This is a genomic window from Bradyrhizobium genosp. SA-4 str. CB756, assembly GCF_000473125.1.
Taxonomy (GTDB): Bacteria; Pseudomonadota; Alphaproteobacteria; order Rhizobiales; family Xanthobacteraceae; genus Bradyrhizobium; species Bradyrhizobium arachidis.
In genome coordinates, this window is the sequence record NZ_KI421499.1 from 5,076,811 (window position 1) to 5,101,300 (window position 24,490).

20 protein-coding genes are annotated in these 24,490 nt (G+C 64.3%); 4 read left to right on the forward strand and 16 right to left on the reverse strand.

From position 1 onward, the window contains the following. Positions 1-21: 21 nt before the first annotated feature. From BRAGE_RS0124720 to BRAGE_RS0124765, 10 genes are all read right to left on the reverse strand, one after another. A complete protein-coding gene (locus BRAGE_RS0124720; protein ID WP_027558504.1) occupies positions 22-861 on the reverse strand; it encodes an aldo/keto reductase in 840 nt (279 codons plus the stop codon). 187 nt (positions 862-1,048) lie between these two features. After that, positions 1,049-1,951 carry an SMP-30/gluconolactonase/LRE family protein gene (locus BRAGE_RS0124725; RefSeq protein WP_035731456.1) on the reverse strand — a complete coding sequence of 301 codons (903 nt, stop codon included), beginning with the start codon at positions 1,949-1,951 and terminating at the stop codon, positions 1,049-1,051. Between the two features lie 396 nt (positions 1,952-2,347). After that, positions 2,348-4,249 (reverse strand): methyl-accepting chemotaxis protein, encoded by a 1,902-nt coding sequence (locus tag BRAGE_RS0124730; protein ID WP_159073922.1) that lies wholly within the window; start codon positions 4,247-4,249, stop codon positions 2,348-2,350. Between the two features lie 223 nt (positions 4,250-4,472). Continuing rightward, complete coding sequence (locus BRAGE_RS0124735; RefSeq protein ID WP_027558501.1) at positions 4,473-7,175, reverse strand: nitrate reductase; 2,703 nt, start codon at positions 7,173-7,175, stop codon at positions 4,473-4,475. A gap of 15 nt (positions 7,176-7,190) precedes the next feature. Beyond that, positions 7,191-8,408 (reverse strand): NAD(P)/FAD-dependent oxidoreductase, encoded by a 1,218-nt coding sequence (locus BRAGE_RS49170; protein WP_167336521.1) that lies wholly within the window; start codon positions 8,406-8,408, stop codon positions 7,191-7,193. A 10-nt stretch (positions 8,409-8,418) separates the two neighbouring features. Next, a complete protein-coding gene (locus tag BRAGE_RS0124745; RefSeq protein WP_027558500.1) occupies positions 8,419-8,847 on the reverse strand; it encodes a globin family protein in 429 nt (142 codons plus the stop codon). Between the two features lie 122 nt (positions 8,848-8,969). Then, a complete protein-coding gene (locus tag BRAGE_RS0124750) occupies positions 8,970-10,349 on the reverse strand; it encodes an MFS transporter (RefSeq protein ID WP_027558499.1) in 1,380 nt (459 codons plus the stop codon). 338 nt (positions 10,350-10,687) lie between these two features. Continuing rightward, a complete protein-coding gene (locus BRAGE_RS0124755; protein ID WP_027558498.1) occupies positions 10,688-11,482 on the reverse strand; it encodes an ABC transporter ATP-binding protein in 795 nt (264 codons plus the stop codon). 13 nt (positions 11,483-11,495) lie between these two features. Beyond that, positions 11,496-12,392, reverse strand: coding sequence for a nitrate ABC transporter permease (gene ntrB / locus BRAGE_RS0124760; protein ID WP_027558497.1), 897 nt, complete (start codon positions 12,390-12,392; stop codon positions 11,496-11,498). Positions 12,393-12,456: 64 nt separating this feature from the next. Next, positions 12,457-13,767, reverse strand: a complete 1,311-nt coding sequence (locus BRAGE_RS0124765) for a CmpA/NrtA family ABC transporter substrate-binding protein (protein WP_027558496.1) — start codon at positions 13,765-13,767, stop codon at positions 12,457-12,459. 673 nt (positions 13,768-14,440) lie between these two features. Here BRAGE_RS0124765 and BRAGE_RS0124770 point away from each other — a divergent pair. After that, complete coding sequence (locus BRAGE_RS0124770; RefSeq protein WP_027558495.1) at positions 14,441-15,280, forward strand: formate/nitrite transporter family protein; 840 nt, start codon at positions 14,441-14,443, stop codon at positions 15,278-15,280. Between the two features lie 67 nt (positions 15,281-15,347). Continuing rightward, entirely contained in the window at positions 15,348-17,078 is a 1,731-nt protein-coding gene (locus tag BRAGE_RS0124775; protein ID WP_027558494.1) for a bifunctional protein-serine/threonine kinase/phosphatase, read from the forward strand. 55 nt (positions 17,079-17,133) lie between these two features. On the opposite strand, the gene BRAGE_RS0124780 is transcribed toward BRAGE_RS0124775, so the two are convergent. Then, the gene (locus tag BRAGE_RS0124780) at positions 17,134-18,177 is read right to left on the reverse strand and encodes a medium chain dehydrogenase/reductase family protein (RefSeq protein ID WP_027558493.1); all 1,044 of its coding nucleotides are present in this window, start codon (positions 18,175-18,177) and stop codon (positions 17,134-17,136) included. Between the two features lie 171 nt (positions 18,178-18,348). Between BRAGE_RS0124780 and BRAGE_RS49175 the strand changes: the two genes are divergently transcribed. After that, positions 18,349-18,660, forward strand: coding sequence for a hypothetical protein (locus BRAGE_RS49175; protein WP_092214819.1), 312 nt, complete (start codon positions 18,349-18,351; stop codon positions 18,658-18,660). Between the two features lie 253 nt (positions 18,661-18,913). Here BRAGE_RS49175 and BRAGE_RS0124790 read toward each other — a convergent pair whose 3' ends face one another. The 3 genes from BRAGE_RS0124790 to BRAGE_RS0124800 all read right to left on the reverse strand — a co-directional run bounded on the left by BRAGE_RS0124790 (position 18,914) and on the right by BRAGE_RS0124800 (position 21,108). Next, positions 18,914-19,333, reverse strand: a complete 420-nt coding sequence (locus BRAGE_RS0124790; protein ID WP_028146354.1) for a nuclear transport factor 2 family protein — start codon at positions 19,331-19,333, stop codon at positions 18,914-18,916. 85 nt (positions 19,334-19,418) lie between these two features. After that, a complete protein-coding gene (locus tag BRAGE_RS0124795; RefSeq protein WP_027558491.1) occupies positions 19,419-20,111 on the reverse strand; it encodes a helix-turn-helix transcriptional regulator in 693 nt (230 codons plus the stop codon). Positions 20,112-20,190: 79 nt separating this feature from the next. Next, a complete protein-coding gene (locus BRAGE_RS0124800) occupies positions 20,191-21,108 on the reverse strand; it encodes a dioxygenase (protein ID WP_027558490.1) in 918 nt (305 codons plus the stop codon). 163 nt (positions 21,109-21,271) lie between these two features. Between BRAGE_RS0124800 and BRAGE_RS0124805 the strand changes: the two genes are divergently transcribed. Continuing rightward, a complete protein-coding gene (locus BRAGE_RS0124805; protein ID WP_027558489.1) occupies positions 21,272-22,546 on the forward strand; it encodes a serine hydrolase domain-containing protein in 1,275 nt (424 codons plus the stop codon). A 52-nt stretch (positions 22,547-22,598) separates the two neighbouring features. On the opposite strand, the gene BRAGE_RS0124810 is transcribed toward BRAGE_RS0124805, so the two are convergent. Beyond that, complete coding sequence (locus BRAGE_RS0124810) at positions 22,599-23,918, reverse strand: TRAP transporter large permease (protein ID WP_027558488.1); 1,320 nt, start codon at positions 23,916-23,918, stop codon at positions 22,599-22,601. Beyond that, positions 23,915-24,430 (reverse strand): TRAP transporter small permease, encoded by a 516-nt coding sequence (locus BRAGE_RS0124815; RefSeq protein ID WP_027558487.1) that lies wholly within the window; start codon positions 24,428-24,430, stop codon positions 23,915-23,917. Before BRAGE_RS0124815 ends, BRAGE_RS0124810 begins: the two co-directional genes overlap by 4 nt. Between the last annotated feature and the right edge of the window lie 60 nt (positions 24,431-24,490).

Sequence of the window (24,490 nt, forward strand, 5' to 3'; positions counted from 1 at the left end):
TTAATAATGGGGCTTTGTGCGCTACAACATGGGCAGGCTGCGCGGCTTCGGACCGCGCGGAAACGCCGCATCGAGCGCCGAAATCTCCTCTTTCGTCAGCACGAGATCGCCGGCAGCCGCATTTTCGCCGGCATGTTCCGCGGACGAAGCCTTCGGAATCGCGAACACCGTAGTCACACGGGTGAGGAAGCTCAGCGCGACCTGACGCGGTGTCGCACGACGTGCCTCCGCGATGCGCGCGAGCACTGCGCCGCCCTTGCTGCGCGCATCCGGGAAATCATCGTGGCCGAACGGCGAATAGGCCACCACAGCGACGCCGTGCTGCTCGCACCACGGGATCACCGCATGCTCGATCGCGCGCTCCTTGAGATGATAGAGCACCTGATTGCAGGCGATGCGGCCCGCGCCGGAGACGTCGAGAATGTCGTCGAGATCGTCGGCGTCGAAATTGGAGACGCCCCAGGACTTGATCTTGCCTGATGTCACCAGCTCCTCGAACGCAGCGACGGTGTCCTCCAGCGGATAGGAGCCGCGCCAGTGCAGGAGATAGCAGTCGAGGCGATCGGTCTTCAGCCGCTTCAGCGAGCGTTCGCAGGCGGTGATGGTGCCGCGGCGCGAGGCGTTGCTCGGCAGCACCTTCGACACCAGGAACACCTCGTCGCGCCGGCCCGCGATCGCGTCGGCAATGACGAGCTCGGCATCGCCATACATCTCGGCGGTGTCGATATGCGTCATGCCGAGATCAAGCCCGCGCTGCAGCGCCGCGATCGCGCGCTTGCGATCGCCATGGTCGAGATACCATGTGCCCTGCCCGATCACGGAGACATTGGCGCCGGTCTTGCTGAAAGGTTTTGTGTTCATGTTTGTCTCCGAACTCCGGTGTTTCTTCCCCCCTCTCCCCGTTCTTACGGGGAGAGAGTTGGGGTGAGGGGCAGCTTCCGCAATCAAGGTAGCAGTTGGACTCGTGGAGAGTCCCCCTCACCCGCATTTGCGCTTCGCGCAACTGAGGCCTCTCCCCGCACGCGGGGAGAGGCGAAAAGCCGCGCGCTTACGAGTTCAATGCGCTGATATCCGCAACCAGCACGCTGCCGGTCGCGGACTCCGTGATATAGAGACGATCCTTGTTCGCGCCACCGATGGCGACATTGGTGCAGTTCGGGCCCGCGCAGGATTTGATCCGCGCGATCAATTCGCCATTCGGCGCGAACACGAAGACGTGGCCGAGCGAGGCGTGGCCGACGAACAGGCGTCCCTTGGCGTCCATGGTCATGCCATCGGGGCCGCTGGTGCCGAACAGCGAGCAGAAGCGGCCGACCTTGGAAACGCTGCCGTCCTTCATGAACGGCAGCCGCCACACCGCATTGTCGCGCGTCATCGCGACGAACAGCACGCTCTCGCTGGGATCGAGCACCAGCCCGTTCGGGCTGATGCCGGTGTCGATCAGGCAGTCGAGCCGCCCGTTCGGTGCGAGCCGGTAGACGCGGCCGCTCGGATCATGCAGGCCGGTCTGGCCCTGATCGGTGAAATAGATGTCACCGTTGGAAGCGAGATGCAGATCGTTGCAGCCGCGGAAGGATTCTGAGTTACGCGCGGTCAGCACCGGCGTGATGCGGCCGGCCTTGGCGTCGAGCTCCATGATGCCATGCATGTAGTCGGCCACCAGGATGCGGCCGTCGGGCGCGATCTTCAATCCGTTCGGCCAGCCGTCATACTCGATCACAAGCGACCACGCGCCGCCGGGCGCAATCCGGAAGATGCGGCCGAACGGAATGTCGACGATGTAGAGATTGCCGTCCTTATCGAACGACGGCCCTTCGATGAAGCTATCGGTCGGCACACCCGGCCGGTTGGCATCGGCCCAATCGGTCCGCACGCCCTTGCGGCGGAATGTGTCGGGCATGGCGGAGAAGAGTTTTGCTTCGATCAGGCGCGGCGGCGTTTCCAGGTACATCATGGTTGTTATGATTGCTGAGAGGGGAAGTGCGGCAACATAGGGCACAATCGCGGGCGCGTCGATTGGAACGACGGGCATGGCTGCGTTGGCAAGATGGACTGCCGCGAGCCGCCAATCGGGCCCCGTCATCCTGAGGTGCGACGCGAGCGATGCGAACGCATCGAACGCGGAGCCTCGAAGGATGAAACGGCCCCGATGGAGCCGGGCCGTCTATCCTTCGAGGCCTCCGCTACGCTCCGGCACCTCAGGATGACGGGGATGGTTGCGTGCCAGCCGTAGGGTGGGCAAAGGCGCGAAGCGCCGTGCCCACGATCTCTTCGTTATTTCGGGTGATGGTGGGCACGCTTCGCTTTGCCCACCCTACGGCACTACGGCAGTTTGCCCTGCCCGGCCTCAAGCCGCGCGGACGGTGGCCAGGAACTGATCGACCTCACTGCCGAGGCGCTTGCTTTCGTCGAGCAGCGCGAGCGCCGCGCCGTGCACCTGGCCGGCGGCAGCGCCGGTTTCGGATGCGCCGCGCCTGACATCCTCGACGCTGGTGGAGACTTCGGATGCGCCCTGCGCCGCCTGCTGCACGTCGCGCGCGATCGCCCGCGCGGCGGCGCCCTGTTGTTCGACCGCAGCGGCGATCGAGGATGCAATATCCGCCATGGATTCGATGGTGCCGCCGATCTCCTTGATCGAGTCCACCGACTGCCGCGTCGCCAACTGGATCTGCGCGACCTGACGGCCGATCTCGTCGGTCGCCTTCGCGGTCTGGCCGGCGAGCGCCTTCACCTCCGAGGCGACGACCGCGAAGCCCTTGCCCGCCTCGCCGGCGCGCGCCGCTTCGATCGTTGCATTCAGCGCCAACAGATTAGTCTGCCCGGCCACCGCCGAGATCATGCGCACGACCTCGTCGATGCGGTCGGCCGTCTGCGAGAGCGCATCGATCTGGCCGTTGGTCCGGCTCGCCTGCGCGACGGCAGCGAGCGCCACCTCATGTGACTGCGCGACCCGCCGGCCGACCTCGCCGACCGACGTCACCATCTCCTGGCATGCGGCGGCCGCCGACTGGACGCTCGCCGACGATTGTCCGGATGCGGCAGCGACCGTTGCGGATAAGGCATTGGTCCCCTCCGCCGTATTGGTCAATCCATTGGCCGCCAGCTCGATTTCGGACGAGGCCGCAGTGACCGCATTGACGATGCTGCCGACCGCCGCTTCGAACCGGTTGGCGATCTCGAGCATCACCTGTTTGCGCTGCGCTTCCGCGTCGTGCTTGGCCCGCTCGCGGGCATCGGCCATGTGCCGGTTCTCGAGCAGCTTGTGATGGAAGACCGAGAGCGACGTCGAGATCTTGCCGATCTCGTCATGGCGCGCGACCTGCTCGATCGGACGGTCGAGATCGCCGCTCGCCAGATGCTCCATCGCCAGGACCATGCGGGTGAGCGGCGCAGTCAGCCGGCGGCCGAACCAGAATGCGACGACGATCATCACGGCAACCGTGACGGCGATGGACCAGACCACATAGCGCTGCACGACCGTTAGCTCATCGCTGACGGCCTCGAGGCGTTTGCCGGCCGCGGTCCTGACGGTCTCCAGATTGGGCCGCAGCCGATCGTAGATCTGGGCAAGATCCTCGGCTTCCTCGTTGAGCGTGCTCTGGCCGGCCATGAAGGCGAGGAAGCTCGTCTTGTAGCTGTCGATCAGCTTCTTGATCTCGGCCTTGGCGTCATCGGGCAGATCGGATTTGCCAAGCTCGGTCAGGAATTCTCCGACGCGCTTGCTCAGTTCGTCGCCGTATTTCTCGTCGCCGCGCAGCATGAAATCCTTCTCGTGCCGCCGCATCATCAGCATGAGAACGGACAGCCGCGGCTGGTCGAATGTCTTGAGCTTGCTCTCGACCGAATGCACGGCCGCGCGCAGCTTGCCCTGCAGCCCGTCATTCTCGTTGAAGCCGACGAGCTTCTGGGCGGAGACCACATTGGCGAAGCGGGTGTTGTAGCTGGCGATGACGGGGCGGAACGACAGCGCCTTGCGCAGCGGATCGTCTTCCGCAAGGGCACCGGCGATCTCTTCGACTGCCGCCAGATGGCCGGTCGCCGCGCGCAGCGTCTCGTCATGCGCAGCGACCTTCTTGTCGGTCGGCTTCTGCAGGAAATTGGTGGCGAGTTCGCGCCCCTGCAACAGGCTCTCGGACAAGCGCGCGGTTTCGGATTCGAGCTTCGCGAAGCGGTTGGCGGTTGCGCGGCTCTGATCCTCGATCTGCCGGCCGGCGAGATAGATCACGCCCACCATGAGGACGCCGGTCACGCCCAACAAAAGCACCTGCGTGCGCAGGCCAAGGTGAAAGCTGTGCAATTGAAAAAGACGCGCCGACCGAAGTCTGCCAAACATGTGTTCCCAGCCCCGAAAGTATCAATTCGCAAAAATTGATCCATTCTAGCTGGAATTGCTTAACAGTCCGGCAACCACCGGCCCCGGCACGCCGTCGGCGCGTGGCCCTAGGTCCCCTTCCGACCGGCGGACGGCCGAATTAGCCCGCCGCCCCCGCCAGCTTGGCCTGCTTCGCCGGTGCCTCCGTCGTTGCAATCAGGCGCTTCAGCTCGGGGATGCAGGAGCCGCAATTCGTGCCGGCCTTGAGCTTTGCGCCGATCTCGGCCGCCGTACGTGCGCCGGATGAGATGGCGTCACAGATGGTGCCGCGGCCGACGCCGAAGCAAGCGCAGACGATCGGGCCGGTCGAAGCGGCGCCCTCGCTGGACTTGCCCGACAGCAGCATGCGGCGCTGATCGTCCGTGACTTGGTCGGCGACGAACAGGCTCTTCACCACCTCCCAGTCGCCGGCGTCGTGAGCAGGGCCGACGAACAGGCAGGTCTCGATGCGATCGCCCGCGAACGCGGCGGCACGATAAACGCCGCCGCCGAAGTCGCGATACTCGGCGATGTCCTCACCGGCGACGCCCTCGAGCCAGACCGGCCAGCGCGACAGATCGGCATTGTCTGCGAAGAGATAGCCGAAGCCGCCTGAGACCGTGACGCGGGTCCACAACAGGTTCTGCGGCAGGTCGAGCTGCTTGCGCGACAGCGCGAAGCCGCGGAAGACGTATTCATAGGGCGCGATTGCGGCCGGAGTGGCCTTCGATTCCGGCTGGCCCGAGAACGGATCGGTGAACGACTGAACCAGCGCGCCGACGCGGCCGTGCGAGGCGTTCATCGCGCTCCAGTGGATCGGCGCGAACAGCGTGCCGCGCTGCTGGCGCTCGCTGACGACCACTTTGAGGATGCACTGGCCGTAATCGGTGGTGATGCGGGCATAGCCGTCATCGACGATGCCGAATTTGCCGGCGTCGTCGGGATGAATCTCGACGAACGGCTCGGGCAGATGCGCACCCAGGCGCTGGCTCAACCCGGTGCGCGTCATGGTGTGCCACTGGTCGCGGATGCGTCCGGTGTTGAGCCTGAGGGGACGCGACGGTCCGGTCTCGCCGCGCAGCAACGGCACCTCCGGCGCGACGAAGCGGCCCTTGCCGTCATTGGTGAAGAAGCCGCCTTGCGCGAAGAAGCGTTCGCCCGGTGCTCCACCTTCGCGCACCGGCCACTGCACCGGCTTCAGGGCATCGAAGCCTTCGTCGGAGAGCGACGTCAGCGCGCCGATGTCGAAATCGCGACCGCCATTGTTCTCGAACGCCGAGAGCGCGGCATGCTCGCGGAAAATATCGGCGGCGGATTTGTAATTGAAGCTGTCGCCGAAGCCGAGACGTTTTGCGGTCTCGCTCAGGATCCACCAATCCGGCCGCGCCTCGCCCGGCGCCGGCAGGAACGAGCGCTGGCGCGAGATGCGCCGCTCGGAGTTGGTCACCGTGCCCGACTTCTCGCCCCAGGCGAGCGCAGGCAGCAGCACGTGCGGGCCAGCCTCCACCGTGTCGTTGGAGAGCACGTTCTCGGACACCACGAACAGCTCGAGCTTCTTCAGCGCCTCGCGGACGAAGTCCGCATCGGGTAGCGACACCGCGGGATTGGTGCCCATGACCCACAGCGCCTTGACCTCGCCGCGGTTGATTGCCTCGAACAGCTGCACCGCCTTCAGCCCCTCATGGGTGGCGATGCGCGGCGCGTTCCAGAACCGCCTGACCCGGTCGATGTCCGGCGGCGTGAAGCCCATATGTGCGGCGAGCATATTGGCGAGACCGCCGACTTCGCGCCCGCCCATCGCGTTGGGCTGTCCGGTCAGCGAGAACGGCGAGGCACCAGGCTTGCCGATGCGACCCGTCGCGAGATGGCAATTCAGGATCGCGTTGACCTTGTCGGTGCCCTGCGCCGACTGGTTGACGCCCTGCGAATAGAGCGTGACGACCCTCTCGGTGTCGCGGAACATCTTGAAGAACGTCGCGACATCCTGCTCGTTGAGGCCTGTCGCGAGCGCGGTCGCGGCGACGCTGCCGGCGATGTTGCGCGCGCGCGCCAGCGCATCGTCGAAACCGCTGGTGTTCTGCGCGATGTAGTCCTTGTCGAGCGCGCCATTGTCGGCGAGATGGACGAACAGGCCGGAGAACAGCGCCGTGTCGGTGCCCGGCTTGAGGCCGAGGAACAGATCGACATCGCTTGCGGTGTCGGTGCGGCGCGGATCGATCACGATCATTCGCGCGCCGCGCTCCTGCCTGTTCTTCAACATGCGCTGGAACAGCACGGGATGACACCAGGCTGCGTTCGAGCCGACGAACACCAGCAGATCGGCCTGGTCGAGATCCTCGTAGCAGCCGGGCACGGTGTCGGCGCCGAAGGCGCGGCGGTGGCCGGCGACCGAGGACGACATGCAGAGCCGCGAATTGGTGTCGACGTTCGCCGTGCCGACGAAGCCCTTCATCAGCTTGTTGGCGACGTAATAATCCTCGGTGAGCAGCTGGCCGGAGAGATAGAATGCGACCGCGTCCGCACCATCGCGCGCCACGATGTGCTGCATGCGGTGCGCGACATGGTCGAGCGCATCGCTCCAGGCGACACGCTCAAGCACGCCCTTGCAGCGGATCATCGGATAGAGCAGCCGGCTCTCGAGCCCGACGGTCTCGCCGAGCGCGGAGCCCTTCGAGCACAGCCGGCCGAAATTGGCGGGATGGTCAGGATCGCCCGCGATCGCCGCGCCGCCCTTGCCGTCCGGCGTTGCCAGCACGCCGCAGCCGACGCCGCAATACGGGCACGTCGTTCGGGTCGCGCGAAGGTTTGGATCGATCGCCGTCATGTCAGGCCGCCTCCATCAAGCCGCCTTGGACGGAAGCGCGAGCGTGCGGCCGAACATCATGTCGGTGCGGATCGCCGCGACCTTGTCGCGATTGCGGATCAGCTCGAGATACCACAGCGCATCGACAGTATCGCCGATCAGCACCGCGCCGGTCAGCCGGCCGTCGGCGATGACGAGCTTCTTGTAGGTGCCGCGCCTGCGGTCGGTCAGCACGAGGCTCTCGCTGCCCTCGCCACCCATGAAATCGCCTGCGGAGAACACGCTGACGCCCGAGACCTTCAGATTGGTCGAGACCACACTGCCCTGATAGGCGGCGGGCTTGCCGGCGAGATGCCGAGCCAGCACCCGCGCCTGCTCGTAGGCGGGCTCGACCAGGCCATAGCAGGTGCCGCGATGCTCGGCGCATTCGCCGAGCGCGTAGATGTCGGGGGACGCCGTCTGCATCTCGTCGTTGACCACGATGCCGCGGTTGACGGCGATGCCGGCGTCCCTGGCCAGCGCGATGTTCGGCTTGATACCAGCGGCGAAGATCACGGCATCGGCCTCGATGCGGCTGCCGTCGGCGAGCTCGACCGCCTCGACATGGCCCTCGCCATGAATGCGAGCGGTCGAGGCGTTGAGCAGGATGCGGATGACCTTGCGCTCGACCAGCGTCTTGAGCAGATCAGCGGCCGGCCCATCGAGCTGGCGCTCCATCAGCCGGTCCATCAGATGCAGCAGCGTCACGGGCGCGCCGGCCTTGGCGAGACCGTAAGCGGCTTCGAGTCCGAGCAGGCCGCCGCCGACCACGACGACGCGCTTCTTCGCGGCTGCAAGCGTCAGCAGCAGGTCGACGTCACGGGTGTCGCGAAAGGTGTGCACGCCGGCAAGATCAGCGCCCGGCACGTTGAGCCGCAGCGGCGTCGAACCGGTCGCGAGCACCAGCTTGGAATATTCCATGCTCTCCTCGCCGGCGATCTTGAGCTCGCGGCGGCCGGTGTCGATCTCGGTGACGCGGTAGCCGTAGCGCACGGTGACGCCGCGATGGCGCCACCAGTCCGCCGGCCTGAGCTCGATCTCGTGCGAGCCGGTCTCGCCGGCCAGCACGGAGGAGAGCAGCACGCGATTGTAAGCGAGCCGCGGCTCCTCGCCGATCACAGCGACCGCGTAGCGGCCGAGCGCGGTCTTGGCGAGCTCGTCGACCAGACGAGCTGCCGCCATACCGTTACCGACGATGACCAGCGGTTCACTCACAAGGCATCTCCTATTCGGCAGCCTGCGCCTGCGCGCCATAGGCCTCGGAAATCATGTAGCCGGACAGCACACCGTAGGCGTCGGTCCAGGCGGCGGCGAGCTCGGGCGTCCAGGCCTCGCCAAGACCCTTCTCCAGGGTCCACAGCAAGGTCGCGCCGACCACGGGATAGTGCTCGGCCTTGGCGCCGTAAGCGACGTGGCGCTTGGCGAGCGCAGAGGCCGCGGGAAGAATCGTCTCGAGATTCGACAGGCCGTTGACGACGGCAGCGAGCATGCCCATCAGCTTCTTGCGCTGCTCGGTCATGTCTTCAGGAAACATCGCGCGCACGGACGGCGCCACTTCGAACAGGCGGTCGTAGAACAGTTTTGAGGCTGCTTCCGAAATCGGTGCGACCTTGGAAAAGCTTTGCTGCACGAGGGCGATCTGCTGAGGCGTCATGATGGTCTCCTGTCTGTTTCGGTCTGCCTTTGTCCGCGCCGTTGCGAACAAGGTTCATGGGTCAAACGTCATCAGAGCGGCTTCTCCCCGCGTACGGAGAGAAGCGATTTTCATACCAAGTATTAGACCCTTGCTTCCGCAAGGCTCGGCGCGCCTTCGCCCTGCGGGCTGCGACGCAGGTAGAACCACCAGGTCAAAGCCAGGCACGAGGCGTAGAAGCCGAGATAGATCGCGAGCGCGAGCTGCGGACCGCCGGTCAGGGCGATCGACTTGCCGAAACCGCTCGGGATCAGATAGCCGCCGACGGCACCGACCGCGCCGATGAACCCGACCGCCGCACCGCTCTCGATGCTCGCCGTCTTCAAGGCAGCCGCACGCGCGACGTCGCCCTGCCCGCGCACCCTGAACAGGTTCTGCTCGCGGAAGATCGAGGGGATCATGCGGTAGGTCGAGCCGTTGCCGATGCCCGTGGTCACGAACAGGATCAGGAACATCGAGAGGAAGCCGACGAAATCCTTCTGTCCGACGAAATAGACCACGCCGACGGTGGCGCCCGCCATCACGATGAAATTCCAGAACGTGATGATGGAGCCGCCGACCTTGTCGGCAAGCCAGCCGCCGAACGGACGGGCCAGCGAGCCGACCAGCGGACCGAGGAAGGCGATCGAGATCGTCACCGACGGAAACAGCGTCTTGAGCAACAGCGGGAACGCCGCGGAGTAGCCGATGAAGGATCCGAACGTGCCGATATAGAGATACGCCATGATCCAGGTGTGCTTGCGCTTGACTACCGCGAGCTGGTTCTTGATCGACGATTTCGCCGTGGTGAGGTTGTTCATGAAGAACACCGCGCCAAACACCGCGATCGCGATCGGCAGCACCCACATCAGCCCGGCGTTCTGGAGGAAGATGCCGTCGACGGGGGAAGCCTGGAACAGGTTGATGACGGCGAGCGTCATCAGGATCGGGGTCAGGAGCTGCACGCTGGAAACGCCGATATTGCCGCCTGCAGCGTTGAGGCCGAGCGCCCATCCCTTCATCCGGTCAGGGAAGAAGAAGGAGATGTTGGTCATGCTGGAGGCGAAGTTGCCGCCGCCGAGACCGGCGGTCGAGGCGACCAACAGCATCAGCCAGAACGGCGTATCGGGCTGGCTGACGAAGTAGGCGAGCGACAGCGTCGGAATGAACAGGATCGCCGCGCTGAAGATGGTCCAGTTGCGGCCGCCGAAGGTCGTCACCGCGAAAGTGTAGGGAAAGCGCATCAGGGCGCCGATCAGGCCCGGCACCGCGACGAGCTGGAACAGCTGGTCGGTGGTGTAGTGGAAGCCCGCCTGCGGCAGCTTGGTGGTGACGATGCTCCAGATCAGCCAGACCGAGAAGCCGATATGCTCGGCCACGATCGACCAGATCAGGTTGCGTCGCGCGATAGTCTTGCCAGTCGCATTCCAGAACGCCTCGTCTTCGGGGCGCCAGTCTGAAATCCAAGTCGGATTCTTCGTCATTGAGTATCCCTTCCAGGCTCACCGCTGCGTCGTTGCAGGCTCAGCCTCCGGTCACGGAGGCACGCTCCGGGGCTTCTCCCCGGTGGCGAGTTCACGATGCTGATTGATGATGTTGAGGGACGTCGTCGTTGGCGTCGGAAAAGGTGTTTCAATTTCCGTGCCAATTGCGCGCACGCTGGAAACACAGGGATTTCAGGACGTTATTCGCATTGCCCGAAATCTTCGCAGGGCTTTTCCGCACGCTAAATTTGCGATTCGCTCAATCCTTGTGCGGCGCACAAGGATTGAGCTCGATGTCAATTATTTAGGCGCGCTCGTCTCGCGCATTAACCTTTGGTTTACGCGGCCTCTACGAAGCGATGACGCTCGTAGAGGAATTCGAGGACGCGCTGCCGGCACTTCAGATAGGTCGCGTTGGTCGCAAGCTCGAGCCGCTTGCGCGGCCGCGCCAGCGGCACGTCCAGCACCTCACCGATCCGTGCGCTCGGCCCGTTCGTCATCATCACGATGCGGTCGGAGAGCAGCACGGCCTCGTCGACGTCGTGGGTGATCATCAGAATGGTGTTGCCGAGCTTCTGATGCAGCGCCATCACCGAGTCCTGCAAATGCGCCCGCGTCAGCGCGTCGAGCGCGCCGAACGGCTCATCGAGCAGCAGCACCTTCGGCTCCATCGCCAGCGCGCGGGCGATGCCGACACGCTGCTTCATGCCGCCGGAGATTTCCGAGGGACGCTTGTCCCTGGCATGCGCCATCTGCACCAGGTTGAGATTGTGCATCACCCAGGCGTCGCGCTCGGCCCTGGTCTTGGTCCTGGCGAAGACCTTGTCGACGCCGAGCTTGACGTTCTCGTAGACGGTGAGCCACGGCAGCAGGCTGTGGTTCTGGAACACCACGGCGCGATCGGGCCCGGGCGAGTTGACCTCACGGTTCTCCAGCAGCACGCCGCCGGTGGTGGCACCCGTCAATCCCGCGATGATGTTGAGCAGGGTCGACTTGCCACAGCCGGAATGGCCGATGATCGAGACGTATTCGCCCTTCTCGATCGTGAGACTGATGTCCTTCAGCACCTCGGTCGTCGCGGCGCCGCGGGTAAAGATCTTGTCGATGTGGTCGAGCTTCAGATAGGCGGTCATGTGCCCTTCTCCCTCAGTTCTGCGCGGTGCCGCGGGTGACGATCTTGCCGAGGCCCGCGATCAAGCGGTCGAGCACGAAGCCGACGATGCCGACATAGAACAGCGCCAGGATGATCTCGCTGATATGCGAGGAATTCCAGGCGTCCCAGATGAAGAAGCCGATGCCGACACCGCCGATCAGCATTTCAGCTGCGATGATGGCGAGCCAGGACAGGCCGATGCCGATGCGAAGCCCCGTGAAGATGTAGGGCGCCGCCGCCGGGATCATGATCTTGGCGAAGAACTCGAGCGGATTGAGCTGCACCACCGCCGCGACGTTGCGATAGTCCTGCGGAATGTTGCGGATGCCGACCGCCGTGTTGATGATGATCGGCCAGATCGAGGTGATGAAGATGACGAAGATCGCCGAGGGCTGGCCGTCGCGGAATGCGGCGAGCGAGAGCGGCAGCCAGGCCAGCGGTGGAATGGTGCGCAACACCTGGAACAGCGGATCGAGCCCGCGCATCGCCCAGACCGACTGCCCGACCAGCACGCCGAGCGCGATGCCGGCGATCGCCGAGAGCGAATAGCCGAGCGCGACGCGCTGGAGGCTGGCGGACAGATGCCAGAACAGGCCCTTGTCGATGCCGCCATGGTCGAAGAACGGATCGAAGATCAACTCCTTGGTGTCCTTGAACACCTTTGACGGCGGCGGTAGCGCAGAGCCTGCACGGCGGCAGACCAGCTCCCAGACCAGCGTCAGCAGCGCGATCACGACCAGCGGCGGGATCACGCGCACGGCGAGCTCCCGCGCCATGCGCGCATAGCTCTCCGCGCGCGGCGGACGCTTTGGCGTCATCGCGACGACTGGCGCAATGGTCGCGGCAGGCGTCGCGGTCTCAACCTCAATCTTCGTGGCAGGCATGTTCATCGAAATCCCTCTCCGGCTTTCCGCAAGGACGATGCGGCCGCCCGAAGGCGGCCGCGAGGCTCCATCAGACTTCGACGCGCTTGATCGCGAGCGACTTCAGATAGGCAGCCGGATTTTCGGGATCGAACACCTTGCCGTCGAAGAAGGTCTCCTTGCCGCGCGAGGTCGAGGCCGGGATATCGGAGCTAGCCACGCCGAGCGTCTTCGCCGCATCCTTCCAGAGATCCTCGCGGTTGACCTTGGCGATCAGCGCCTTGGTGTCGAAGCCGGGCTCGTACTTGCCCCAGCGGATGTCCTCGGTGAGGAACCAGAGATCGTGGCTCTGGAACGGATAGGAGGCCTGGTCCTTCCAGAACCGCATCTGCTGCGGCGAGTTGTCGACGACGCGGCCGGTGCCGTAGTCGAACTTGCCCTTCATGCGGTCGGTGATGTCCTCGACCGGGCAGTTGATCCACTGGCGCTTGGCGCAGATCACCGCGGCTTCCTCGCGGTTCTCCGCCTTCTCGGCCCATTGCTGGGCTTCCATCACCGCCATCAGCAGCGCCTTCGCCGCCTTCGGATATTTGTCGACCCAGGCCGCGCGCATGCCGAACGACTTTTCGGGATGCTTGTCCCAGAGCTCGCCGGTGGTGATCGCGGTGTAGCCGATGTCCTGATGGATGAGCTGGAGATTCCAGGGCTCGCAGACGCAGAAGCAATCCATGGTGCCAACCTTCATGTTGGCGACCATCTGCGGCGGCGGCACCACGATGGTTTCGATGTCCTTGTCCGGATCGATGCCGCCAGCGGCGAGCCAGTAGCGGATCCACAGGTCATGCGTGCCGCCCGGGAAGGTCATTGCGGCCTTCACCGCCTTGCCGCCGGCCTTCTTCTTCTCGAGCGCCGCCTTGAAGGGCGCGGTGTCGATGCCGACCTTGAGGTCGGCATATTCCTTGGCGACCGAGATGCACTGACCGTTCAGGTTCAGCCGCGCCAGGATGTACATCGGCGTCGGCTGGTTGTTCTGCGTCACCTTGCCGGCCGAGATCAGATACGGCATCGGGGTGAGGATATGGGCGCCGTCGATGCCGTTGCCTTCGGAGCCGAGCACGAGATTGTCGCGCGTCGTGCCCCAGGACGCCTGCTTCTGCACCTCGACATCGGGCATGCCGTATTTGGCGAAGATGCCCTTCTCTTTCGCAACGAACAGCGGGGTCGCGTCGGTCAGAGCGATGAAGCCGAGCTTGGCGCCCTTGACCTCGGGGCCTGCATCCTGCGCGAAGGCGCCGGCGGGGAAATTCAGCTTGGCGGCGGCGAGAAGAGCGACGGTCGAGCCGGTGGCCTTCAACAATTGACGGCGGCTCAGGCCCGAAGGCTGGCGGGTGCGCTTGGTCATAGGCAGTGTCGTCCTTTGCATCGTTGCAGAATTGTTGGCGTCAGTGCGCGCGAGCAGCCCGTCCGTGGGATTGCGCCGGCTTTGGCGCATGCGGACGCATGGCGGGGGAGACCCCCGTCTGGTGGCGTCAGCAAATCGGATGAGAAGTCTCGCGGGACGGCTTCAATGGCGTCGACATGGAACTATTCAAGCTTCATGCCAAGCCCACGATGGCAAAAAGCCATTCTTGTTGAATGGGTTATAGGCTCTGCGCCAGCCTGCCGCAGGCGAGATCCGCTCGCCGAATTTGCGGCTTGCTCAATCTTTGTGCGGCGCACAAGTCTTGTGCAGTCGCTTATGCAAGAGGCCGGCGGGCGTCCAAAGGCGCGATCCAATGGCGCGCCATCGCACTGATATCACTCGGCTTTCAGAATTCTCGCGCTCGGCACGCAACTTGCTTCTATCTAGGTGTCAACGAAGACTGCGGCTTGCCGCATTGCTGCGGCCTCTGGCGGCCGCAAGAGGAAGCTCAACTTGCTTCGCGGCCCTTCTCGGCTCAGTCGTCGTGACGCGATTCCCAGGGCTTCCAAATCTCCCAACTCTCGTGCGCGGCAGGCCACCCGCACGGCCAATGACGTTCAGCCGCTCTCTTGCGAGAGCGTCGATCTCACTTACGAAGCAAAAGGAACCATTGATGTCGTATCTCGCGCCTTCGGAATTCGTCACCAAGATGGTGGATGCGGGTGAGTCCAAGATCTTCATGTCCACCCGGGATACGGTCATCCGCGCCTATATGGCTGGTGCCATTCTCGCCCTCGCCGCCTGGTTCGCCGTCACCATCAACGTCAACACCGGCCAGCCGCTGGTCGGCGCACTGTTGTTTCCGGTCGGCTTCGTCATGCTGTACCTGCTGGGCTTCGACCTCCTCACCGGCGTGTTCGTGCTCTCGCCGCTCGCCCTGATCGACAAGCGCCCCGGCGTCACGTTCGGTGGCGTGCTGCGCAACTGGGGCCTGGTCTTCCTGGGCAATTTCGGCGGCGCCTTCACGGTCGCGTTCATGATGGCCTTCGTCACCACCTTCGGCTTCACGCAGGACCCCGACAAGATCGGCACCGCCATCGGCAATATCGGCGAAGGCCGGACGCTGGGTTATGCCGCGCATGGCGCGGCCGGCATGGCGACGCTGTTCATGCGCGGCATGCTCTGCAACTGGATGGTCTCGACCGGCGTTGTCGGCGCCATGATCTCGACCTCGGTCCCCGGCAAGGTCATCGCGATGTGGATGCCGATCCTGGTGTTCTTCTACATGGTGTTCGAGCACTCGGTCGTGAACATGTTCCTGTTCCCGTCCGGCCTGATGCTGCACGCGAAGTTCTCGATCATGGACTATCTGATCTGGAACGAGATCCCGACCGTGCTCGGCAATCTCGTCGGCGGCCTCGCCTTTACCGGCATGACCCTTTACGCCACGCATGTCATGACCCTGCCGAAGCGCCAGCCTGGCAAGGTGACGCCGCCCCGCGTCGCGGCCTGATCGCAGGCACCTCAACAAGAGAGCCTCGCCCGGTTAGGGTAAGGCTCTCTTCGCCTTGGTGACGACGATGACGCGCGGACTCCTGATTTCGATCGGCCAGCACTCGGACAAGGGTCGCAAGCCCGTCAACCAGGATTTTCACGGTGTCCTGATTCCGGACGAGCCGCTGCTCAGTCTGAAGGGCATTTCAGCCGTCCTCGCCGACGGCATCTCCAGCAGCACGGTGAGCCAGATCGCCAGCGAGTCGGCGGTCAAGAGCTTCCTGATGGACTATTACTGCACGTCGGAATCCTGGACGGTGAAGACCTCCGCCCGCCGCGTGCTGGACGCGACCAATTCCTGGCTGCACGCGCAGACGCGCAAGAGCCAATATGCCTATGACCGCGACAAGGGCTATGTCTGCACGCTGAGCGCCATGGTCATCAAGGCGACCACCGCGCACATCTTCCATGTCGGCGACTGCCGCATCTACCGCCTCGCCGGCAAGGCGCTCGAGCAGCTGACCGACGATCACCGCATCATCGTCTCATCCGAGCAGACCTATCTTGGCCGCGCGCTCGGCATCAACCCGCAGCTCGAGATCGACTACCAGGCGCTGGAGATCGAGGCCGGCGACACCTTCCTGCTCGCGACCGACGGCGCCTATGAATTTGTCGACCCGCGCTTCGTCACGAGCGCCATCAACGAGCATGCAGGCGAGCTTGACGCCGCGGCGAAGGCGATCGTCGAGGAAGCCTACCGGCGCGGCAGCGACGACAACATCACCGTGCAGATCCTGCGCATCGACGCGGTGCCGCAGCGCGAGCCCTCGGGCATCTTCAACCAGACCTCGGAGCTGCCGCTTCCGCCATTGCCGGAGCCGCGCGCGATCTTCGACGGTTACAGGATTGTCAGGGAGATCCACGGCAGCAGCCGCAGCCACATCTATCTTGCCGTCGACACCGAGCCCGAGCAGCCGGTCGCGCTCAAGCTGCCGTCGATCGACCTGCGCGACAACGCCGCCTATCTGAAGCGCTTCCTGATGGAGGAGTGGATCGCACGCCGGATCGACAGCCCGCATGTGCTCAAACCGCTCTCACAATCGCGGCGACGCAGCTATCTCTACGTCGCGACCGAATTCGTCGAGGGGCAGACCCTCAAGCAGTGGATGACCGACAATCCGCGCCCCGATCTCGAAACCGTTCGCGGCCTGATCGAGCAGATCGCCGCGGGCCTGCGCGCCTTCCACCGCATGGAGATGCTGCATCAGGATCTCAGGCCAGACAACATCCTGATCGACAAGACCGGCACCGCGAAGATCATCGACTTCGGCTCGGTCAGGGTCGCCGGTGTCGCCGAGGCCGCGCCGCCAGACGAGACCGACGACATCCTGGGAACGGTCCAGTACACCGCGCCGGAGTATTTTCTCGGGCAAGGCGGCTCGCCGCGCTCCGACATGTTTTCGCTCGCCGTGATCTGCTACCAGATGCTGACGGGCAAGCTCCCCTACGGGACCCAGGTCGCCAGGATCCGGCGCAAGGCGGACGTGCGGCGGCTGAAATACCGCCCGGCCGATGACGACCGCAACGTGCCCGCCTGGGTCGACGGCGCGCTGCGCCGCGCGCTGCATCCCGATCCCTACAAGCGCCACGAGGACCTGTCCGAATTCGTCTTCGAGCTGCGCACGCCCAATCCGGCCTATCTCGACACGCGGATCACGCCGCTCCTGGAGCGCAGCCCGCTGATGTTCTGGAAGCTGACCTCGGCGGTGCTCGCCTGCGCGGTCATCGTGCTGCTCGCGCTGCTGCACGCGCGGTAGGGCCGCGGTCCACCGTGGCCGAGACGTCAGGGGTGTATCGTGCCGGCGCGCTGCGTCAGGCGGCGCGCTGGCTGCGTCGCGAGTTGAGATCCGGGCAAAGCACGAGCTTGCCCTCAAGACCGCCAGCCTCGAGGCGACGGTGAGCATCGGCGACCGCCTCGAAGGAGATTCGCTCGGCGATGCGCGGCCGGATGGCACCGGTTGCCAGAAGCCCGAACAGTTGCTCCAAGTCCTCCTTGAACCAGGTGGGATGTCGCGCCCGCATGGCATTGACCGAGTAAAAGCGAGCTCGCTTGCCGCCGGGCAACAGTCTCCACAGGTAGAGGCGCGCGATCTCCATCAAGATAGGAAGCATTCGACGCTGCGCCTGCACGCTCGCCGAAAAGCCGGTGGCACAGAGCAGGCCACCTGGCTTGAGCGCCGCGTATGAGCGGCGATAGCCGTCTTCGCCAACGCCGTCGACGATGACGTCGAACCCACCCGGCACAATCCACGTGAAGTCCTCATGCTGGTAGTCGATCGGCGTTGCCCCGAGGTCATGGACGAGCGCCATGTGCTCGCAGCGTACAGTGCCCCACAGCTCGAGACCGGCCAGCCGCCCGAGCACGAGCAACGCCTGGCCGACTGCGCCGGCGGCGCCGTGCACGAGCACACGTTGGCCTCGCTGGACCTTGGCCGCGCGGTGCAGAAGCTGGTGCGCGGTCGTCCAGCTCAAAATGAGCGCAGCCGCTTCAGCCGGGTCGACGTCCGCCGGCACGCGGGCCACGTTGTTCGCCCGAAGCGTGCGATAGTCGGCGTTTGACCCGACCACCGTCATGTCGGCCACGCGATCGCCAATCCGAAAATCGTGCACGCCTTCGCCGAGCTGATCAATTGTCCCCACCACGTCGTAACCCATCACGAACGGCGGCCGGAGGCCCATCGTTTGCGGATATAGATGGCGCCTGATCAACACCTCGGTGTAGTTGAGGCTCGACGCGAGGACGCGAACGCGCACCTCGCCCGAGCCAGCGGTCGGCAGGGGAGCGTCGATAACCTCCAGTCTCTCGGGATCACCGAAGCGGCTGACCTGAACAACTCGATTGCGCTGCTCGATCATGGCCATCTCCATGCAGTGCCGCCATTCAGCGCAAGGACGGTCAGAATGCCGCCGGGCCGGAGAAATGGAATTGATCCAGATCAAGCTTGCGGCTGCACTCTTTGGAATTCTCCTCTAGCCAAATGACCAACCCGGTTGTTTGGCGTCATCATTTGCTCATTGGAGGGGAAAATGCCTGCAGTCATAATGCAGTTCGTTTCGCATCCAAGACCCGGTAGTGATCTTGCGACCGTCTTGCAGCTGGCAAAGGAGGCCGCGTCACTTTGGAAGAAACACGGGGCCGATGTCAGCTATTGGTCGGTGATCGGCGGCGAGATCGGAAACTATGCCTTCGTCGCTCGCTTCGATAGTGTAGAAGCTTATGGGCGCACCTTAGCATCACTGGGTGCCGATCCGGCTTTTGTTGAATTTCAAGCCAAGCGGCTCAAGGCCGGGCAATCGGATTGGGTACGCTCCAACGTTGCCATCCAAGTCGATCTTTGACAGAGCGCCTTCTCTCTCAAATGCGAGACCGCCCTCGGGCGGTCTCTTGCTGCGCGGCCGATGTCGAGCGTTGGTCCAACGCGGATATCGCGTGAGATCGCCGCGGGCCTGCGCGCTTTCCGGAGCGCAGCCCGCTGATGTTCTGGAAGCTGACCTCGGCGGCGCTTGCCTGCGCGGTCATCGTGCTGCTGGCGCTGCTGCACGCCCGGTAGGGCTCAGACTGATCAAGCCGCTGACGTCAGCTTCCAGCTGGCTAGACGATGGGCAGCGACGACGAGCTGTCTTTTGCCCAGACGTTGAACGTCGCTTCCCATTCGGCTATTTCGCCGCCGCGCATGGTGAGGAGCTCAATTCCACGCCCCTGCATCTTGCGGCCGTCTCGCCCGTCATCCCATTCCCCCACCCAGGAGCACGCAATTACATTGCCCGATACCGCGCGCAGTCGTTTCTTCAGCCGGTAATTCTTCTGACGCGCAAAACGCGCGAGCAGAAACTTCTCGAGCGGCGGCCTGCCACGTGTTTCGGGAAAGTCCGCAAACCTGACCACGACATCCGCGGCAAAGGTCTTCATCACGCCGGCGATATCGCCCGCGCTCATCAGTTGCTGGGCACGATCGAGCACTGCCTCAGCGTCCTGGAGGGTAAGCTGGCTGTTTTGAGATTCTGTCGGCATAGGCGCTCCTCGTAGCCCGGCTGATGCGGCCGGATGGCAGCGCAATCCTAGCGGACTCGAACTGACAGATTCCGTCAGCAGCAGATCAGGCGAGTTCGGGCAATCCCTCGATTTCCCGCCATTCCTTCACGAGTGCGTGGCGGCGTCTCGGATAGGCCTCTCCGGTCTCGATGAACGCCACGATCCGGTCGGTACGGAATTGCCGATAGCCCTCGCGCAGTTCGCACCACGCCGCAAGCAGTCGCACCGTCGCGCAAAAGGTAAGAAGGATCGGCCATATCCTGCGTTCGGTCAGCACGCCCACTTCGTCGCGGTAATGGATCCACAGCTTGCGCTCCAGCCGGATGGCGTCCCGAACGAGTGCCATGTCGACGCTCTCGGCTCCGATCCATTTGACGGGACCTGCAACAACGCCGGAGGCGTTGGCCTCATTGCTTCTCTCCGCAGGCAAGACCGCTGTGATCTTCGCCAATGCGTTGCGCGCGGCCTTCGTAAGCGCAGCGTCCGCGCTCCGCTCCACCATCTGCGAGCCGAGCGCCAGCGCCTCGATTTCGTCGCGCGAGAACATCAGCGGCGGCACCGTGAAGCCGGGTCGAAGCACGTACCCGACGCCGGCCTCGCCCTCGATTGGCGCGCCTCTGGCGGTCAGCGTCTGTATGTCGCGATAGATAGTTCGCAGCGAGACGCCGAACTCATCGGCGAGTTGCGCTCCCGCAACCGGACGTCGCCGGGTTCGAAGGAACTGGATGAGTTCGAGGAGCCTCTCGGACCGGGACATTTTGGACAATCCTCCAAGGCGGCCAAATCACGCCGGCACGCCAATAGCGCAGATCGCGCGCCTCGGGAGCGCTGAGCCCTCACGCCGGCTCCGCCGCCTTCACCCCGAGGGGCTTCGGCGCCATGCCGCCGCCGGGCTTGAGATGGAATTCGTAGCTCATCAGGTGCCACCGCCCGTTCGCCTTGGTACCGTCGGGCATCTCAGGCTCGTTGCGCGGCTCGACCTTGGCGACGAGGTCGTCCTTGACGCCGAACACCACGTCGGAATCGAGATATTTGTCGCCGTCCATGAAGACGTGGGTGATCAGCGGTTCATAGCCCTTGGCGTTGACCAGGAAGTGCACATGGGCGGGACGCATCGGATGGCGCTTGGTCTGCATGATCATCTCGCCGACCGGGCCATCGGTCGGGATCGGGTAGCTGCACGGCAAGATGGTGCGGAAGAAGAAGCGGCCGTCGCCATCGGTGATGAAGCGCGCCCGTGCGGAGGCGCCGACCTCGTCGTAATTCGCCTTCTGTGAATCGTAGAAGCCGTCGTCATCGGCATGCCAGACGTCGACGGGGACGCCCGCGAGCGGCTGGCCCTTCAGATCCGTGACGCGGCTCTGCACGAACATCCGCTCGCCGGTCTGGTTGTTCGGCGAGATATCGGTGCCGTGCGCAGTCACCTTGTGCTCGCCGACATAGAACGGGCCGAGCACAGTGGTCTGGGTGGCGCCGTCGCGATCCCTGTGGTTGACCGCATCGACCAGCATGGAGACGCCGAGCACGTCGGACAGCAGGATGAACTCCTGGCGGGTGTCGGTGCATTTCTGCCCCGTCCGGGTCAGGAAATCGATGGCGTATTCCCATTCCTCGAAGGTGAGACCGGTCTTGCTCACGTAATCGTGCAGCGACTTCACCAATTCCTGGAGCAGGAATTTCGCCCGCGGATTCGGTGTGCTGTCGAAGCTCTTGACGACGGCTTCAGTGAGTTCGGTCTCGTTGAACTGGGTCATAAGCGTTTGCCCTCGCGTTTTTCTCGTTGGCCCGGGTGGGCTCGTTGGAGGCGTTCCAGGGCGGAGCCTACACCAATCGGCGGGGCCGCGTTAAGCGCAACCGGCTTGGAATGGGGGCGCCATTTGGCTATCAACATCCGACAAAACTGCCCGGAGGAACTTGATGCTCGCGCCCACCCCCGCCTCGCCCGAATCCGTCGGCATGTCCAAGGCCGCGCTCGACCGCGTCGATGCGCATCTGAAGCGCCGCTACATCGATGCCGGCCGCTTCCCTGGCACGCATCTGTTGGTCTACCGCCGCGGCAAGGTCGCGCACTCCTCGGTTCAGGGCTTTGCCGATCTCGAGCGCAAGCTGCCGGTCAAGGACGACACCATCTACCGCATCTATTCCATGACCAAGCCTCTCACCAGCATCGCGTTCATGATGCTGGTCGAGGAAGGCCTCGTCGCGATCGACGAGCCCGTCGCAAAGTACATTCCTGAATGGAAGGATCTCGGCGTGTTCGTCGCCGGCACCGCGCCGGCGTTCCTGACCCGGCCGCCGTCCCGGCCGATGCTGATCGTCGACCTGTTGCGCCACACCGCCGGCCTCACCTACGGCTTCCAGCAGCGCTCCAATGTCGATGCAGCCTATCGCAGCGAGAAGATCGGCGAGGTCGAGAAATCAGGCACGCTCCAGACCATGATCGAGGGCCTCGCAAAAATCCCGCTGGAGTTCTCCCCGGGCGAGTCCTGGAACTACTCGGTCGCAACCGACGTGATCGGCTACCTCATCGGCAAGATCTCAGGCGTTTCGTTCGAGCAGTTCCTGAAGCAACGCATCCTCGATCCGCTCGGGATGACCGACACCGATTTCCACGTGCCGGCCTCGAAGGCGCATCGCTTTGCGGCCTGCTACTCGGCCGATCCCGCCGGCGGCATGACCTTCCATGCCGGTCAGCGCCGCGAAGGCCTGACGCTCCAGGACGACCCGGCGACGAGCTCGTTCCTCACCCCGCCCTCCTTCATCTCCGGCGGCGGCGGACTGTGCTCGACGGTTGCCGACTATCTCACCTTCTGCCGCGCGCTCCTCAATGGCGGCGAGCTCGGCGGTGTCAGGCTGATCGGGCCGAAGACGCTGGCGCTGATGACGACCAACCACATTCCGGGCGGCCGCGCGCTGCCGGAGGTCTCACGCTCGCTGTTCTCGGAGGCCACCTACAACGGCATCGGCTTCGGCCTCGGCTTTGCCGTCACCATGCGCCCGGCCGAGACGCTGATCGCCGGCAGCCCGGGCGAGTACAATTGGGGCGGCGCGGCCACCACCTCGTTCTGGATCGACCCGGCCGAGGAACTGATCACCATCTTCATGACGCAGGTGCTGCCGTCCAGCGCCTATCCGCTCCGGCGCGAGCTGCGCAGCATGGTCTATGCCGCGATCACCGAGAGCAATCTGTAGACCAGTGGAATCGATCCCGCGGCCGACGGACGTGGGATCGCACGATCAGAGCTCATTTGAGCATCTCCGGCACGATCAGGCGTGGCAGGAACAGCGACACGCTCGGCCAGACGATGACTGCCGCCAGCACGAGCAGCATCGGAACCAGCATGATCACCGTGTCCTTCAACGCATAGCGCAGCCTCACGCCTGCGACCGAACAGGCGATCATGAGACATAAGCCGTAAGGAGGCGTCACCAGTCCGAAGGCCAGCGACACGATCGAAATGATCGCGAACTGGACCGGATGAAGGTCGACGGCCTTGGCCAGCGGCTCCAGCACGGTGCCGACGATGATGATGGCCGGAATGGCGTCGAGGAAGCAGCCCACCACCAGAAAGCAGAAGGAGATGAAGAAGCCGGCGGTGACAGCGTCCATGCCCCATGTCGAGACGTTGGCCAGCAGCTCCTGCGGGATCCTGTAGTAGGCGAGCAGCCAGCCAAACGCGCTTGCGGTGCCGACGCAAAACAGCGCGACACCGGCTAGGCGCCCGGTGTCGAGCAGGGCCTTGTACAATTCGCGCGGCCCCGTCTCGCGGTAGAAGAACGCCGAGAGCGCTATGGAATAAAGCACCGCGACACAAGCGGACTCGGTCGCGGTGAACCACCCGAGCAGAATGCCGCCGACGATGATGAACGGCGTCATCATGGCCGGTATCGACTGCCAAATGGCGCATCGCATCTCGACCCAGGTCGCCTTCGGATAGGTCGGGTAGCCGCGGCGCACCGCATAGATGTGCACCGTGGCCATCTGCGCGCCTGCGATCAGCAGACCCGGCACGATGCCGGCCAGATACATCGCCGCAATCGAGGTCGAGATCAGCCCGCCCCACACGATCATGAGGATCGACGGCGGGATGATGACCGCCAGAACCGCCGACACCGCCGTGATGGCGATGGAAAACGAAAGGTCGTAGCCTTCCTTGGTCTGCGCATCGATGAAGATTTTTGACTGGCTCGCCGCGTCAGCCGTCGACGAACCCGAAATGCCGGCAAAGAAGACCGACAGCACGACGTTGATCTGCGCCAGGGACCCCGGCCAATGCCCGACCATCGAGCGCGACAACGCCACCAGGCGGTCGGTGATGCCGCCGATGCTCATCAGGTTCGCCGTCAACAGGAAGAAAGGCACCGCCAGCAGGATGAATGAATTGTAGGCATTGAAGGTCTCCTGCGCGAGCGTCATCAAAGACAGACGCGGCTCGACCAGCAGGATCGGCACGCAGGCAAGCCCGAGCGCGAAGGCGACCGGCACGCGCACGATGAGCAAGCCGATGAAGACGCCGAACAGCACCACCGCAGCCTGTCCGGCTGAGAGTACATTGCCGCTCATCGCGGTGCCCCGACCAGAACGCGCATTTCATCGACGATCTGTTCGCCCGCAAAGACGATCCACGTCGCGCCGGTCAGGGGCCAGGCGACGTGAATTAGCCAAAGCGGCAGATCGGCCAGCTCCGAAGTCCTGTTCCAGGCAAAGCGGGTGAACTCGAGACCGGCCGACACGAAAACCAGCGCCAGCGCCAGCACCCCGAGCCGCGCGAGGATCCGCACCGCAGCCTCCGACCGCCGTGCCAGATCGGGCCACACGTCGACCTCGAAATGTTGCGCTTCCCGCACACCGACCATGGCGCCGATCATGATCGTCCAGACGAACAGGAACCGCGCCATCTCCTCGGTCCAGATATAGGAAGGAATGAAGGGCGTGTAGCGCGAGATGATCTGCAGCGTCACGGGGACGACGAGAATGCCGACGCAGGCCGCAAGCAGGATTTCCAGCAGTTTCGCATATGCCGCCGTGACGCGACGCCACAGCGACGGTGGGGACGGGACGGGCATGTCGGACATCGGGACTCCGTGCGGCAACTCATGCGCCACGGCCGGGCAAGAAGCGGGGCTTGCCCGGAC

Bases quoted from the DNA above. Each gene is read 5' to 3' on its own strand.
- BRAGE_RS0124755 (WP_027558498.1), bottom strand. From the start codon at position 11,482: ATGACCGCCTATCTGAAGCTCGACCACATCGACAAGATCTTTACCCGC.
- BRAGE_RS0124725 (WP_035731456.1), bottom strand. From the start codon at position 1,951: ATGTACCTGGAAACGCCGCCGCGCCTGATCGAAGCAAAACTCTTCTCC.
- BRAGE_RS0124810 (WP_027558488.1), bottom strand. From the start codon at position 23,918: ATGAGCGGCAATGTACTCTCAGCCGGACAGGCTGCGGTGGTGCTGTTC.
- BRAGE_RS49175 (WP_092214819.1), top strand. From the start codon at position 18,349: ATGCCTGCAGTCATAATGCAGTTCGTTTCGCATCCAAGACCCGGTAGT.
- ntrB (WP_027558497.1), bottom strand. From the start codon at position 12,392: ATGAACATGCCTGCCACGAAGATTGAGGTTGAGACCGCGACGCCTGCC.
- BRAGE_RS0124720 (WP_027558504.1), bottom strand. From the start codon at position 861: ATGAACACAAAACCTTTCAGCAAGACCGGCGCCAATGTCTCCGTGATC.
- BRAGE_RS0124765 (WP_027558496.1), bottom strand. From the start codon at position 13,767: ATGACCAAGCGCACCCGCCAGCCTTCGGGCCTGAGCCGCCGTCAATTG.
- BRAGE_RS0124780 (WP_027558493.1), bottom strand. From the start codon at position 18,177: ATGATCGAGCAGCGCAATCGAGTTGTTCAGGTCAGCCGCTTCGGTGAT.
- BRAGE_RS0124795 (WP_027558491.1), bottom strand. From the start codon at position 20,111: ATGTCCCGGTCCGAGAGGCTCCTCGAACTCATCCAGTTCCTTCGAACC.
- BRAGE_RS0124790 (WP_028146354.1), bottom strand. From the start codon at position 19,333: ATGCCGACAGAATCTCAAAACAGCCAGCTTACCCTCCAGGACGCTGAG.
- BRAGE_RS0124805 (WP_027558489.1), top strand. From the start codon at position 21,272: ATGCTCGCGCCCACCCCCGCCTCGCCCGAATCCGTCGGCATGTCCAAG.
- BRAGE_RS0124750 (WP_027558499.1), bottom strand. From the start codon at position 10,349: ATGACGAAGAATCCGACTTGGATTTCAGACTGGCGCCCCGAAGACGAG.
- BRAGE_RS0124770 (WP_027558495.1), top strand. From the start codon at position 14,441: ATGTCGTATCTCGCGCCTTCGGAATTCGTCACCAAGATGGTGGATGCG.
- BRAGE_RS0124815 (WP_027558487.1), bottom strand. From the start codon at position 24,430: ATGTCCGACATGCCCGTCCCGTCCCCACCGTCGCTGTGGCGTCGCGTC.
- BRAGE_RS0124745 (WP_027558500.1), bottom strand. From the start codon at position 8,847: ATGACGCCTCAGCAGATCGCCCTCGTGCAGCAAAGCTTTTCCAAGGTC.
- BRAGE_RS0124775 (WP_027558494.1), top strand. From the start codon at position 15,348: ATGACGCGCGGACTCCTGATTTCGATCGGCCAGCACTCGGACAAGGGT.
- BRAGE_RS0124735 (WP_027558501.1), bottom strand. From the start codon at position 7,175: ATGACGGCGATCGATCCAAACCTTCGCGCGACCCGAACGACGTGCCCG.
- BRAGE_RS0124800 (WP_027558490.1), bottom strand. From the start codon at position 21,108: ATGACCCAGTTCAACGAGACCGAACTCACTGAAGCCGTCGTCAAGAGC.